The sequence below is a fragment of the Streptomyces sp. NPDC107559 genome (assembly GCF_055657365.1).
This window is the reverse complement of the sequence record NZ_JBVKBD010000008.1, coordinates 94014-107040: the sequence shown is the minus strand read 5'-3', so window position 1 is coordinate 107040 and position 13027 is coordinate 94014. Positions and strand designations below refer to the sequence as shown.

11 protein-coding genes are annotated in these 13027 nt (G+C 69.6%); 4 read left to right on the top strand and 7 right to left on the bottom strand.

What is annotated here, in order from left to right; genetic code table 11:
- Window positions 1–42 precede the first annotated feature (42 nt).
- Entirely contained in the window at window positions 43–834 is a 792-nt protein-coding gene (locus ACZ7OY_RS23915; RefSeq protein ID WP_471913230.1) for an SDR family NAD(P)-dependent oxidoreductase, read from the top strand.
- Window positions 835–876: 42 nt separating this feature from the next.
- Here ACZ7OY_RS23915 and ACZ7OY_RS23910 read toward each other — a convergent pair whose 3' ends face one another.
- The 6 genes from ACZ7OY_RS23910 to ACZ7OY_RS23885 all read right to left on the bottom strand — a co-directional run bounded on the left by ACZ7OY_RS23910 (window position 877) and on the right by ACZ7OY_RS23885 (window position 8903).
- Window positions 877–5304 carry a hypothetical protein gene (locus ACZ7OY_RS23910; protein ID WP_471913229.1) on the bottom strand — a complete coding sequence of 1476 codons (4428 nt, stop codon included), beginning with the start codon at window positions 5302–5304 and terminating at the stop codon, window positions 877–879.
- Window positions 5301–5822, bottom strand: a complete 522-nt coding sequence (locus ACZ7OY_RS23905; protein WP_471913228.1) for a hypothetical protein — start codon at window positions 5820–5822, stop codon at window positions 5301–5303. The genes ACZ7OY_RS23910 and ACZ7OY_RS23905 overlap by 4 nt, the downstream gene beginning before the upstream one ends.
- A 92-nt stretch (window positions 5823–5914) precedes the next feature.
- Window positions 5915–6238 (bottom strand): hypothetical protein, encoded by a 324-nt coding sequence (locus ACZ7OY_RS23900; protein WP_471913227.1) that lies wholly within the window; start codon window positions 6236–6238, stop codon window positions 5915–5917.
- A 15-nt stretch (window positions 6239–6253) separates the two neighbouring features.
- Window positions 6254–7543, bottom strand: a complete 1290-nt coding sequence (locus tag ACZ7OY_RS23895; protein WP_471913226.1) for a CHAT domain-containing protein — start codon at window positions 7541–7543, stop codon at window positions 6254–6256.
- Window positions 7544–7608: 65 nt separating this feature from the next.
- On the bottom strand, window positions 7609–7935 hold the full coding sequence (locus ACZ7OY_RS23890; protein ID WP_471913225.1) for a winged helix-turn-helix transcriptional regulator: 327 nt from the start codon (window positions 7933–7935) through the stop codon (window positions 7609–7611).
- 242 nt (window positions 7936–8177) lie between these two features.
- Window positions 8178–8903, bottom strand: coding sequence for a hypothetical protein (locus tag ACZ7OY_RS23885; protein ID WP_471913224.1), 726 nt, complete (start codon window positions 8901–8903; stop codon window positions 8178–8180).
- Between the two features lie 214 nt (window positions 8904–9117).
- Between ACZ7OY_RS23885 and ACZ7OY_RS23880 the strand changes: the two genes are divergently transcribed.
- The gene (locus ACZ7OY_RS23880) at window positions 9118–9483 is read left to right on the top strand and encodes a hypothetical protein (protein WP_471913467.1); all 366 of its coding nucleotides are present in this window, start codon (window positions 9118–9120) and stop codon (window positions 9481–9483) included.
- Here the strand turns inward: ACZ7OY_RS23880 and ACZ7OY_RS23875 are convergent.
- Window positions 9445–9633, bottom strand: coding sequence for a hypothetical protein (locus ACZ7OY_RS23875; protein ID WP_471913223.1), 189 nt, complete (start codon window positions 9631–9633; stop codon window positions 9445–9447). The genes ACZ7OY_RS23880 and ACZ7OY_RS23875 overlap by 39 nt on opposite strands.
- Before the next feature lie 512 nt (window positions 9634–10145).
- Here ACZ7OY_RS23875 and ACZ7OY_RS23870 point away from each other — a divergent pair.
- Both ACZ7OY_RS23870 and ACZ7OY_RS23865 read left to right on the top strand, forming a co-directional pair.
- Window positions 10146–10559, top strand: coding sequence for an aggregation-promoting factor C-terminal-like domain-containing protein (locus ACZ7OY_RS23870; protein WP_471913222.1), 414 nt, complete (start codon window positions 10146–10148; stop codon window positions 10557–10559).
- Between the two features lie 349 nt (window positions 10560–10908).
- Entirely contained in the window at window positions 10909–12843 is a 1935-nt protein-coding gene (locus ACZ7OY_RS23865) for a lamin tail domain-containing protein (RefSeq protein WP_471913221.1), read from the top strand.
- Window positions 12844–13027: the final 184 nt, after the last annotated feature.

Sequence of the window (13027 nt, the reverse complement as noted above, 5' to 3'; positions counted from 1 at the left end):
CGGGAAGCCCGGACGACTTCCACCAGCCCAGGAGGCACTCGCGTGAACGCAGCACCCCGCCGCACCGTACTCGTCACCGGCTCCACCTCCGGCATCGGCGAAGCGATCGCCGCCGCCTTCGCCCACGACGGAGCCGACGTCGTGGTCAACGGCCGTGACCCCCAGCGCACCGACGCCGCTGCCGAACGCATCCGTGCCACCGACACGCGCGGCGAGATCCGCGCTGTCGCCGCCGACGTCAGCACCGCAGAAGGCGCCCGCATCCTCACCGACGCCGTGCCGGACGTGGATGTCCTCGTCAACAACGCCGGGATCTTCGAGGCGAGACCCGCATTCGAGATCACGGACGAGGAATGGGTCCGCTACTTCGAGACCAATGTCCTCAGCGGCGTCCGGCTCACCCGCCACTACGCTCCCCGCATGGTGCAGCGCGGGTGGGGCCGCGTCGTCTTCGTCAGCAGCGAGTCGGCCATCAACACCCCCAAGGAGATGATCCATTACGGCGCCACGAAGACCACCCAGCTGGCCGTCGCCCGCGGCTTCGCCCAGGAGGTCGCCGGCACCGGCGTCACCGTCAACACCGTCCTGCCGGGCCCCACCCTCACCCCTGGTGTCGAGGTATTCATCGCCGACCGCGTCGGCGACGGCATCCCCTTCGACGAAGCCGAACGCCGCTTCATCGCCGAGGAACGCCCCACCTCGCTGCTGGGACGACTCATCCGCCCCGAAGAGGTCGCCAGCCTCGTCCGGTACGTCGCTTCCGACGGCGCTTCCGCCACCACGGGCGCCGCACTACGCGTCGACGGCGGCGTGGTGAGCAGCATCATCCCCTGACCGGACCGCTCGGCCGTGCGGCTGCGCGGTCCGTGGACGGCATCAGCCGGCTCCGTCGTCGCCCATCCGACGCAGGTTGATCGCCGCCTTTCGGCTCTGTACGGGATGCCCGGTCGCGATGACCTGCCGGTAGACCTGTCTGGCCTCGGGTTTCCGGTTGTGCTGGGCGAGCAGCAGTGCGAAGTCGAAGGCCGCCGCCGGGGAGTGCTGTGCGTGCCCCGTCTCCACCGCCCGTTCATAGGCGGCCACGGCACCGTCGAGGTCTCCCGCCGCCGCGAGCGACGCCGCCAGCGCGGTGGCCGCGAGCGCGGCGGCTTCGGTGTCACCGCTGGTGCGGGCCGTGCGGTACGCGGTCTCGTAGGCCTTGCGGCTCTCTGCTGCGTCTCCGCGTTTTTCCCGCAGCCAGGCCCGGCAGAGCGCGGTCAACGCGGTCTCGTCGGCTCCGGCCAGGGCCATGGCCCGGCGCAGCGTGCTGGGTACGTCGAAGCCGCCGAGCCGCTGCTGGATCTCGGCCAGGTAGTAGTGGGTCCTGGCGCGTACGTCTCCTGCGGCAAGGGAGGCCGTCAGCGCCTTCAGGGCCTGGGCCGCCGATTGGCCGTGAGCCACGTACCGGCCGAAGTCGAACAGGTCGCCGGGCACCGCAGCCGCTTCGGCCGATGCGACGGCCGCGAGCCGTTCCCGCGCGAGTTGCGCCGTCTCCGGGTCCGCGCCGTCGCGGGCGAGCCGGTAGGCGTCCCGGGCCTGCGCCACCGTGAACTCCGACACGCACAGGTCACCGAGACACAGGGCCGCTCGTCCCGCGACCTGGGGATCCGGTGCGGCCAGGGCGGACTCCAGAGCCCTGCGTGCTCCGGCGTAGTCACCGAGGCGTGCCCGTAGCGCGCCGAGCAATGTGCCATGGGCGAGGCCGGGCATCTCTCGTACGGCCCATTCGAGCGCGACGAGCGGTTCGGCGTCCTCGCCGTGCCGGAACAGTTCGTTGGCGGCGCGGGCTCGTGCCTGCGGATCGCTCAGGAGGATCATGCGGTCGATGGCCGGCGGAGCCTGCACCCTTCTGCGCTTGCGGGCCGCCAGCCACCGCAGGGCGTCCCGCGTCGAAGACGCTGACGCGCCGTCGTCGCCGTCGCCGTCGCCGTCGTCCAGGACGATCGCCCGCTCGTAGGCGGTGGCACATCCGTCGAAATCCCCTTCGCCGCCGCGTATGTCACCGAGCGCCCTTGCCGCCTTGGCCGCGAAGTACCCGGCGCCGAAGGTCATCGATCGGAGGAAGGCGGCTTTGGCCTGACCGAGGTCCTCGGATGCCAGCAGCATCGCGCCGGTGACCGTCTCGACCATCGCGACCGCCTCCGGGTCGTCGACGACGGCCAACGGCCCGAGAACCTCGATGGCCCCCGCCCTGTCACCGAGCGCGAGCAGTTCGAGTGCCCTGGACAGGGTTTGCGCCCGGTCCGGGGCATGTGGCTCCGCCCCGGCCGGCTCCTCGAGGGGACCGGCGTCCAGGAAGGCGAGTTCGTCCAGGCCGGCGCGCACCTCGGCCATGCGGGCAGCCAGCTGCGGATCGACCTCGGCGATCCGCGCCAGATCGGTGCGCAGCTCCAGCAGTTGCGACCAGAGGACTCCGCGTCCCTGTTCCATCAGCTCCACGGCGACGTCGGGCCGGTCCGCCTCCAGTGCGATCCGGGCCGCCTGCGCGGGGAACCCGCGATGGGCGACCAGCCAGGACTCCTGCGCCGCCCGGGAGGAACCCCGCCACGCGGACAGTGACAACAGACCCATGATCTTGTCGAGACGCTCGGGCAGCTCCGGCGATGAGCGGTCCGCCACCGTCAGCCAGGAGCGTGCGGCGCGGAACCTGATCCGGGCGGGCGCCGTGTCCCGGCAGGCGACCTTCCACAGCACGCTCGCAGCATCCGCCCGGTCTGCGGCGTCGTCGTCGGCCAGGGCCCGGTGGATCAGCGCCTCGCCCAGCCTGAGCGCCGATTGTGCGGCGCCGGCGGAACCGCTCGCGGCGTCCACGCGGAAAATGTCGATCGCCTTGCCCAGGTCCGCGGCGACACCGCGAACCGTCCAACGGCTGAGGAGGGCAAGGCCGGTGTTGTGTGCCACGGCCGCCCAGCCGGGGTTCCCGCTGTCGCCGTCATCGACGATGCGCAGTCCGAGCATCACCGTGTCGTCGAAGGAACGCGCGTTTCGCGCGGTGTGCCCGGCCACCGCGAACAGCCCGAGCAGCGCGGCGACCGCTGTCCGGTGCACGACCGATTCCGGTGAGGACGTCTGTGCGGCTTGCTGTGCGTAGGTGATGGTCCGGTCCAGGTCCTCCTTGTGACCGGGCAGGGCGGAACGGTGACGCAGAACCTGGATGAGGGTGTTCAACCGGACGGCGTATTCGTGATGCGTTCGCGGTGTCCTTGCGATCACCTCTTCGGTGGCTTCGATCGCGTCGTCCAGGTCGCTCGGGATGCCGTGCCGTGCGTAGCGCTGTGCCTGGGCGACCGCGAGATTGTGCAGGACCACGAGGTGGTTGTCGTCCGATCGCTCCTGCGGTGGGATCGCCCGATGGCCGTCCCGGTAGGCCTCGATGCTGTCGTTGAGGTCGGCGTCGTCTCCATACGCCTGGTATCGCTCGCAGAGCGCCGCTCCGAGATGCGTGAGGACGACGGGGCTGGGCTGGGGCATCTGATCGTGCGCCTGCCGTGCGAGGTCCACGGCGCGCTCGATGTCGTCGGGTTCGCCGAAGGCGTGGAACCGTTCACGGAGGTTCGCCGATTGATGCGCCAGTTGCTCGGGCAGGGCGGGATCGCCCGGTGTGGCGAGGGACAGCCCGCGCTCGCCGTAGTCGACGCTCCTGGTCAGATCCTCCGCGGAACCGGTCACGCCGTAGCGCATGCGCAGGGTGACGCCCAGAGTGCTCAGGAACGCCGCGGGGTCCGGGACGTCGTCGAGGATCGTCGCGTGGGCGCGTTCCGCCCATGCGACGGCCCGGCTGAGATCGGACCTGTCACGGTGCCGGTCGTACCGCATGCGGTAGCCGTCGAGCAGACCGAGCAGGCAGAGCGAAGCGAGCCCGTCCGACAGATCCTCGCACGCCCAACTCGCCAGGCTCTCCCCGGCGGCGATGCTCTCGTCGAGGACCTGGTCCGAGTCTTCGATGGACAAGAGCCAGATGTAGGAGCCCATGAGCGTGGTGGCGGCCTGCCGTCGGCGCGGATGCCCGGGGGGCATCAGCGCGAGGCCTTCGGAGAGGGCCGCGATCGCTGCGCCGAGGTCGGCGGTCCTGGCTGCGTCCCGGTGCTCGGCGCGATGCAAGAGCAGCTCGGCGAGGTTCAGCAGAACGGCCACCCTGCCCTTCCGATCCCGGGGTCGGGTGAGTGCCCGCCGGTAGTGATCGACGGCGGCGTCCACGAGTCCAGGATCGTCGGACGTGAGCGCCATGCGATGCGTGGCCTCTGCGAGGGTCGGCAGTGCCCCGGTCAGCTCCTGCGCATCCGCCGCCCATTCGGCAGCGGCCGTCGCGTGGCTGACGGCCTCCCGGGCATGGGTGTCGTCGGGCGCCGCCTGGTCCAGGGCGAGCAGCGCTTCGGCCAGCCGGCCACTCGCCCTGGCGCGGTCGGGATCCCCGGTCGCGAAGCGTGCGAGGAACGAGCGCGAAACCTGCACCGCCTCTTCGAGCAGGACGCGATCACGCCGGTGGCTGCCCTCTGCGCGCAGTGCGTCGGCGAGTGTCGCCTCGGCATGCCCGGGGTCCGTCGTCGCTCCTGGAGGCAGCAGGGCGACGGCGCTCCGGCCGGCCCGAACCGCCTCGGCGGCGTACCGGGCGTCGCTCGTCAGTCCTTCGACGCGGAGCAGAATCCAGGACAACCGGTGGAACCGTTCGCCACGCAAGGCGTCCGGTCCGGGGAGGGCGGCGTTCTCGCGGGCCCTGTCCAGGACGTCGAGGCACATGTCGAGCGTTGCCCATGACTCTTGGAGCCCCCAGAGAACCGCGTCCCAGACCCCGGACTCGACGCGGGGCTCCAGGCGTCCTTCGGCCAGCCAGGTCCGAGCCATGTCGAATGCTTCCCGGGCCAGGTCGGGACGGTCGGCGATCCTGCCCAGCCCCAGTTGGGCGCGGATGAGGTTGTGCCGGCAGTCACGGCGTATCTCCGCGTCGGCGAGCGGCAGTGCCCTCCGGTAGGCATCGACGGCCTCCGCCAACGCCGAGAACCTCTGCGTCCTGTCGGCGGTGGTCTGCAACAGCACACCCAGGTTGTAGAGGTACCTGCCCCGAGTCTGTGCATCGCCGGTCAGCCGTACGCCCTCACGCCACGCGTCGGCGGCCTGGCCGAGGTCTCCCGGTTCCCTCGAGCGTGCTTCGAGGAGTGTCGCCAGGTGCCCGAGAGCGGCGGCGCGGAGTTCGGGGTCCGCAATGTCGTCCATGCGGCTGCGAAGGCGCTCGATCGCCCGGTCGCGCATCTCGTCATCCCAGTTCACGGGCACGTTGCCACCGCCTGGATCGTCAGCGCCCGGGCGAGGTTCACGCGGACGGGCCCCGCGTCCGTGTCGAGCGTGAGCGTGCCGTGATCCATCCCGGCGTTCGTTCCGCACACCACCGCTCCAGGAATCTGGAGGCGGAGTCTGGGGTCGGATCGGGCAGGGGCGTACCAGGTGACCGCGATGGCTCCGACGAGGAGGGCTCCGCACAGGAGGGTTCCGGCGATGCCGCGCCTCAGGTCCAGCAACGCGGTCTCGGCGATCACGTGATCCTGCGTGACGGTGGAGGTCGTGGAGTCCACCGGGGTCGCCCTGGTCGGCCCGTGGCAGGCGCGCAGCGCCCAGAGCGCTCCCGCCACCCCGACGGTGAGCGCGCCGAGCAGCAGGGCGCCGGCCACCAGGTCCCAGGGCCCCGCCACCTTGTCGATCTCCGAGCGGCCGCGGATCGCGCTGAAGCCGACCAGGCCCGCCAGCAGAGCGGCTACGCCATTGCGCCAGGCGAGCGCCGCGGCGCGCACCCTCGGCAACTCGGTGCGCAGCGCGTTGTGACGCTGTCGGGCATTGATGCCGGCTGCGTCATCGGCAGGTCCCCCTGCAGTCAGACGTACGTTCACTGGGCGGCCGGCTCGAGCTGGAAGATCCAGAACGCGCCGCACCCGACATCGCCCTCCGGTCGTCCCGGGTGGTCGTCGTCGCACGTGCAGATCACGGGTTCGAGCCGGGCATCCGGCGCGGGCGGGGCGTGCCGCCGTCGCAGCAGGCGGAAGCTCTTGTAGATGCCGGTGACCACGGGTATCCGGATGATCGTTCCGCACCGAGGGCACGGGCCGGTCAGTTCGGTCGTACCCGCCGAGACGACTTTCGCGGTGAACGTCGATGCCGCGGTCGTCGCGAAGCTGTCGTCCGTGACGGGGAGGTAGTCCAGGTGGCTCAAGCTCGCTCCAGAGCGTCAGGGGCCGGTGTGGATGACGGGCGCCCATCTGCTGGGCCTGGTCGGGAAGTCTGTACGGAGCGACCGGACCGCCTCGTTGACGACGGCGGCGGAGCCGGTCGGATCGAGTCGGCCGTCCATCACCAGCGGCTTGATGATCTTGAGTGCGAGGTCTGCCGCGACATCCGCGTCGATCGACCACAGGGTCGCCAGGACGTGCCGGAATCCCGCGTAGTGAAGTCCCGCTCCCAGCGTGACGACCTCGTCGCTGAGGTGGACTCCGCCGGTCGCGGTCATGCAGGCGGACAGGAAGGCGAACTCGCCGTCGAACCGGCCTCGGCCCAGTTCGGTCACCGTCAGTGGTCCGTCGGCGAGCAGCAGCGCGCCTCGTGAGGGGGTGGACAGGTTCTGACGGCCGTGGCAGCTGAAGTGCACCCACCGGTGGCGTGGCAGCGCGTCCAGTACGGCGGCCCGGGTCGCCGCCCGGCCGTCGAGGACGGTCAGCAGATCGCCGGGGAACAGCTCACGGAGCAGCGCCAGTTCAGCCTCGGCCTGTGGCAGCGGCGGCTGACCCGCCAGGTCTTCGACGATGACCGCCAGCATCCGCTGGTGCCGTTCCTCGCGCGGTGACCGCGTCGCTCGCGCGAGCGCGCGCAGCGTCGGCGTGTACGAGGAGGTCACCCGGTCGAGCACGCTGACGCCGCTGCCGTCGTGGTACCCCGAGGCGTGCAGCGGCAGGAAGCTCAGCGGGCCGGTCGGGCACCACCAGACCCGGGTGTCAGGACGTCCGGGAACGCTGCCGGAGCCGACGTGTTCGAGCACCGGCCCGGTCACCGCGTCCCACAGCCACACGAGATCCGCCGACAGGTGCCCGTCGACGTCGTCCTGCGCCTGGAGGAGTTCCGTCTTGGCCCGATGATGTGCCGTGAAGTTGGTGGCGGCGGGACGGACCCGGGCCCAGTGCGCCGTGTGCATCATCCTGGCGGCGGCGGCCTCGAGACGCGCAAGCCGCGCCAGGTGCGCGGTCGTCCGGTCGGCGGCCTCGCGCAAAGTCAGGTCGCGCAGCGGGACCGACCGGACACCGCCGGCCGAGACTAGGAGCGCGTCGCAGCGTTCCGGCGTGACGTTGATCAGAACCGCGGTGCCCCTGCCGGCGTCCGGTGTCAGATCGCTCAACCGCGGCGGATCGAGGAGGCCGGCGAATTCGGGGCCCAGCGAACGGGCACGGCCCACGAGTTCATCCCACTCACGCGCCAGAGCGACGCGCCGGTCGATCACCTTCCTCTGTGCTGAATGGGGCTCGACCATGGTCACCAATGTAACCGTTCAGCCGGAACACGTATGGAATATAAAGATGTTCAGCGCTCGCCATCCTATTCGCACGAGACATCTCCAGTCACAGGAGCACCATTTCGATGTCGCCTTCCTGCGAATACCCGCGCACTTTTCGCACTCGCGACCTCAGATAGAACAACCTCTCCGGACAGTGCCTGAGTTGGGTGTGCGGCGTCGAAGCGATTTCGGTCGTCGTTGATCTCGTGGCGATGTGCGGTGGCCCAATCCCCAAGCGCGATGACGGATTCCAGTAGTGCCGCGCCGAGTTCGGTGAGCGTGTAGTCCGCGCGCGGGGGAACGCTGGGGTGGCCGGTACGGGTCAACAATCCGTCACGTTCGAGTTGCCGCAGTGTCAGGGTGTGCATGCGCTGCGGGATTTACGCAGGCACGGTGACGATCGCTTCCGGCATCGTCCCCGGCGGCGAGACCGACCCTGACGCCATCGGCGCCCGCTACTACAGCATGTATCAGCAGCGGAACCGCGCCGAAGGGTGATCGACGACCCGATTGCTTTCCGTTCTCTCGTCACCCAGGCAGGCGGGCGCGGCAGTTCGGCCATCCCGAACAGTCCCGCGCACTGGACCGCGTCCCGACCGGGGCGTACTCGCTATCGTTCGGGCAAGTCAGGTGAGCCGAGCACGGTGGTCCACCGGCGGGCGAGCACCGCGTTCTCCTGGGGCGTGAGCAACTCGGGGGCGCCGAGTGCCAGTGCGGCAGCGTATGCCGCGCCGAAGGCCCGCAGCCAGGCCGGATCGGTGAGCACCTCGACCTCCTCTTCGTCATCCGGGCCGAACAACTGCGGGCCCACCCGGCGGGCGGCCTCCGTGATCACCCTGTTGAGAGCCGTCAGGGCGCATCCGACCGGCGAACCCGTGTGATGGTCCCGCAACCAGCGGGCCCACAGCGTTCGTTTCAGAGCCTCTTCGCCGTCGTCCGACAGCGCGGCAAGGGCCTCGGCCTGGGCGCCGGTCAGCGTTCGCGTCTGGGTGATCACCCAATCCACGACGTCCCCGTGCGGTCCGGCGACCAGCCATGCGGGGACCTGCTCCATGACCGTGAAGGCCCGGCAACGCAGCCACCTGGCGGCCGGTATGGGCCGCATCAGCTCGAGATCGGCCACGCGCCACAGGCTGGACGGCCACTGCACAACATCAGTGGCGATCTCGTTCACCAGCAGCCCCTCGTCACCGGCCGGCTGTCGGTCCACCTGTCGCCCGGCAGGACGCTCACGAGCAGCAATCAGCTTGTCGGGAGCGAAGGACACGCGCGCCCCAGGCACAGGCTCCGGCTCGCCGTAAAAGTGCTCGACGTCGTAGAAGGCGAAGAAGGACACGCGGTCACAGTACGCACCCCGACGCAACTGCCGCCTCCGGCTTACGAAGCGTCGGGGCGAAGTCACTGTCGTCCTCCGCCCATACCAGGACTGCACTCCTGCACTGGTGTGGGACCCGGCTATTCTCAACTCGTATGCCTCGGTGCGCATGCACCCGGCAACGACGTCGATCAGCGGCGGCCCGACACACGGCCGCACAGGGGGAAGGCTGATGATGGACTGGTTCTGGTGGGTGCTGATCCTCTTCTGGACGGGTGGTTTCGCCTGGATGGCCGACACCCTCCGAACCGCGCTGCGCAACCGGCACGAGCGGAAGCTGGAGCTGATGGACGCGGCGCAGCAGGAACGTATCGCCGTCGAGGCGGCACACCAGGCACCGGAACCCTTGTGCGGGTGCACGCACCACTTGGCCAAGCATGACAAACAGGGCCGCTGCCATGAACGTGTCGAGGTCGCGACAGCCTGGGACGAGAACAAGAAGCCGCTGCGCTACGAGGCCGGGCAGTGCAACTGCCAGCAGTACGTCGGTCCGCAGCCACTGTCACAGGTGTACGCCGAAGACCTGACGGACCGGATCTGAGGCCACGCGGTTGGCCGGCCCGGCATCGGCATCGGCATCGGCATCGGCATCGGCATCGGCATCGGCATCGGCATCGGTCAGGTTCAGCTCGATCTCCGGGCATATGGCGCCGACGCCGCAGGTAGAGACTGGCGTCGACGGCTGACCCATACGACCGGTACGGCAGCCCGTAGGACCGGGATCAACCTGGGTGGTCGGATCTGCCGGGCGACCCTGCCGACAACGGCCAAGCCCTCGCGCTTGAGGAGCGGGGCGCCCAGGCGTCCGCCCCATGCGCCGGGCCACTTTCGAGACCGCGGTCACATCCACCCCGACCGCTCCGTGAGCCCTCGTGCGCGGAGCGTCGCGGAACCGGTGAAGCACCCCACATGACCCACGTCACCCACTACCCGCGATAGTGGACAAAAAGAGACAGGTTTAGGCGCACATCCATGCCCTGACCTGGGGATTGAGAGCCAGCTCACACAGGTCGGCAAACACCCCAATGCGGCCACAACTAGTAAAAGGGGTCATTGCGGACATCGGTCGGGGCTGGTTGTCTTGAGGACGTCGCCAGGCACCACGGCCCCCCAGGGGTCACGGTGCCGACGCATGCCAGGACCGGAACACACGGTCCCCCGGCGAGCGAGCGACCTCCTTGTCCCCGAAGAAAGAGGCTCTCTGTGTCCGTGTCCACCATCCGCCGCATCGCCAGCCCGAAGAAGGCCCTCTCCGTCGTCGCCATCGCCGGCGCCGCCGCGGGCATGGCCCTGACCGCGGCCCCGGCCCAGGCAGCGACCACCTCGGCCTCCTCCGCCCAGGCGATCGCGCACCGGATGATCCCGGACGCGGCCCAGTACAACGCCTTCAACCAGATCGTCACCCACGAGAGCGGCTGGAACCACACCGCCACCAACTCCTCCTCCGGCGCCTACGGCCTCGTCCAGGCCCTGCCCGGCTCGAAGATGGCCACCGCCGGTGCCGACTGGAAGACCAACCCCGCCACCCAGATCAAGTGGGGCCTGGACTACATGAACTCCCGCTACGGCAGCCCCGCCCAGGCCTGGGACTTCTGGCAGACCCACCACTGGTACTAAACCAACCAGCACCGGGCGACCCCACCGCCCACAGCCAGAAACACACGACACCGACCGCTGCTTCACACGAAGCAGCGGCTTTGTCGTATCCAGTGGCCCTCCCCGCGTGGGTGCGAGCGTACGGGCAGGGCGGTGCACCGCCACGTGGGACGGTTTGGTTCAGGCCGGTGGCCTCGATCGTTTTCGGCGGTTCCGTGGCGTCGCCAGGTGGCGATGCGTGCGTGCCGGGTGTTCCGGCGGCCAGCAGGTGGCGTTCAGTTGGAGTACATGTCGTTTCAAGATCGTTTCATCAGAGTTCCTCCTCGTGCCTACCTCACATTCGCGTGCCGACGTCACCTCAGTGTGCGCCGTGGCTTTGACGCTCTCAGGACTGCTCGTCACCGGAATGCTGGCCGCTCAGCCTGCGGCTGCCGCGGACCCGGCCGGCTACCAGAACGTTCGGATCAACGAAGTCACCTCGTCGGGCAACGACACGGTGGAGCTGTACAACTCCGGCTCGACCGCAGTGAGCATCAGCGGCTGGAAGATGTCCGACGACAGCTTCTCGGCGCAGTCGTTCAGCCCCTCCTCCACCACGATCGCGGCCGGCGGCTTCGTCACCTTCAACTCGCCCAAGGGGCTGGGTGATTCAGACAAGCTGGTGATCTACACGTCCGGGGGGACCGTAGTCGACCGCGTCGAGTGGGCGACGGACAAGGCGAAGCCGGCGATGGCGCGCTGCGGCGGCGACGGCACCGGCGCGTGGGTGACAGCGGCCACGGCGGCCACGTTCGGCGCCGCGAACGCCTCGGGCTGCCCGTCGTCGATCCCGGCGGCGAGCCGGGTGCGGATCAACGAGGTCACCTCGGACGGCTCCGACACCGTGGAGCTGTACAACGGCGGGACGAGCACGGTCAGCGTCGGCTCGTGGAAGTACGTCGACGGTGACACCTCCCACTCCGCGGCGACGATCTCGTCCTCCTCGCCGAGCGCGACCAGCATCCCCGCGGGCGGCTACGTCACGTTCAACTCCACCATCGGGCTGGGCGACAACGACTCGGTCTTCCTGCTCGACGGCAGCGGCAACACCATCGACTCGGTGACGTGGGCGACCGACGCCGCCAAGCCGTCCGACGAGCGCTGCGCCAACGGCACCGGCTGGTTCCAGACCGCCGTCACCGCCACGCTCGGCAGCGCGAACTCCTGCTCCGGCAGCGGCGGCAGCGGTGGCGGTGGCACGCCGACCGGCCAGCTCCTCGGCGGCGGCGGCTCGCTCACCAGCGGCTGCACCCCCGAGGCGCCGTCCGGCACGGGTTCGACCCCGACGGGCACCACGGCGTGGCCGGGCGGACTGGACGTCACGATCGCGGACAACGTCTGCGCGTTCACCACGTCCACCGGCCCCGAAGGCCGGGACGTGAGCGGCCTGGCGTTCGACCCGTCGAACCCGTCCGTGCTGTGGGCCGCCAAGAACAAGAACTGGCTGTACAAGCTGGTCAAGAGCAACGGCAAGTGGATCCCGGACGCGACCTGGAGCGCGACCGGCAAGCAGATCCGATTCACGGGCGGCTCCGGCGAGCCCGACTCCGAGGGCCTGACGGTCGGCAGCAACGGCCACATCTACGTCACCTCCGAGCGCGACAACACCAACAACACGGTGCCCAAGGACACGGTCCTGGAGTTCGACCCGGCCGCGACGGCAACGACCCTGACGCCGGTCCACCAGTGGGACATGACCTCGCAGTTCCCGCAGCTCAACACCGGAAGCAAGGACGACGCCAACCTCGGCTTCGAGGGCGTCGGATACGTGCCGGACAGCTGGCTGACCGCGAACGGCTGGGTCGACCCGCTCACCGGCGCCGCCTACAACCCGGCGAACTACCCGCTGCACGGATCGGGCCTGTTCTTCGCCGGTCTGGAGTACGACGGCTCGCTGCACGTCTATGGCCTCAACTCGGACGGCACGTTCACCACGTTCGGCACGATCGCGACCGGCAAGGCCTCCGTGATGGACGTGACGTACGACGCCGGCACCCAGCGCCTCATCGCTACCTGCGACAACACCTGCGGTGAGACCCACACCTTCATGAAGATCAACGCCTCCGGCGCGATCGTGCCGGACGTGACCTACACGAACCCGGCCGTCATGCCGACCGACAACCTGGAGGGCTTCGCGATCGCGCCGACCTCGACCTGCGTCAGCGGCTTCCGCGAAGCGGTGTGGAGCGACGACGGCATCTACGGTTTCGGTTCCGCAAGCACCTCCTACGGACACGCCCTCTACAGCGGCACCTTCCCCTGCTGATCTCACCGACCACGCAGAACGGTTCACCCACGGGGGCGCCCCCGAAGCAAGGCGCCCTTGCGGGCACGCAGTGATGAAGCTCCTGGCAGACGGGGTGACGGCCAAGGTCACCCGCCGGCTGCCAGGAGCTTCGTCGTATCCGACCCCGTCCAGCGCCCTCAGCCTGTGAACGTCGGACGCCGCT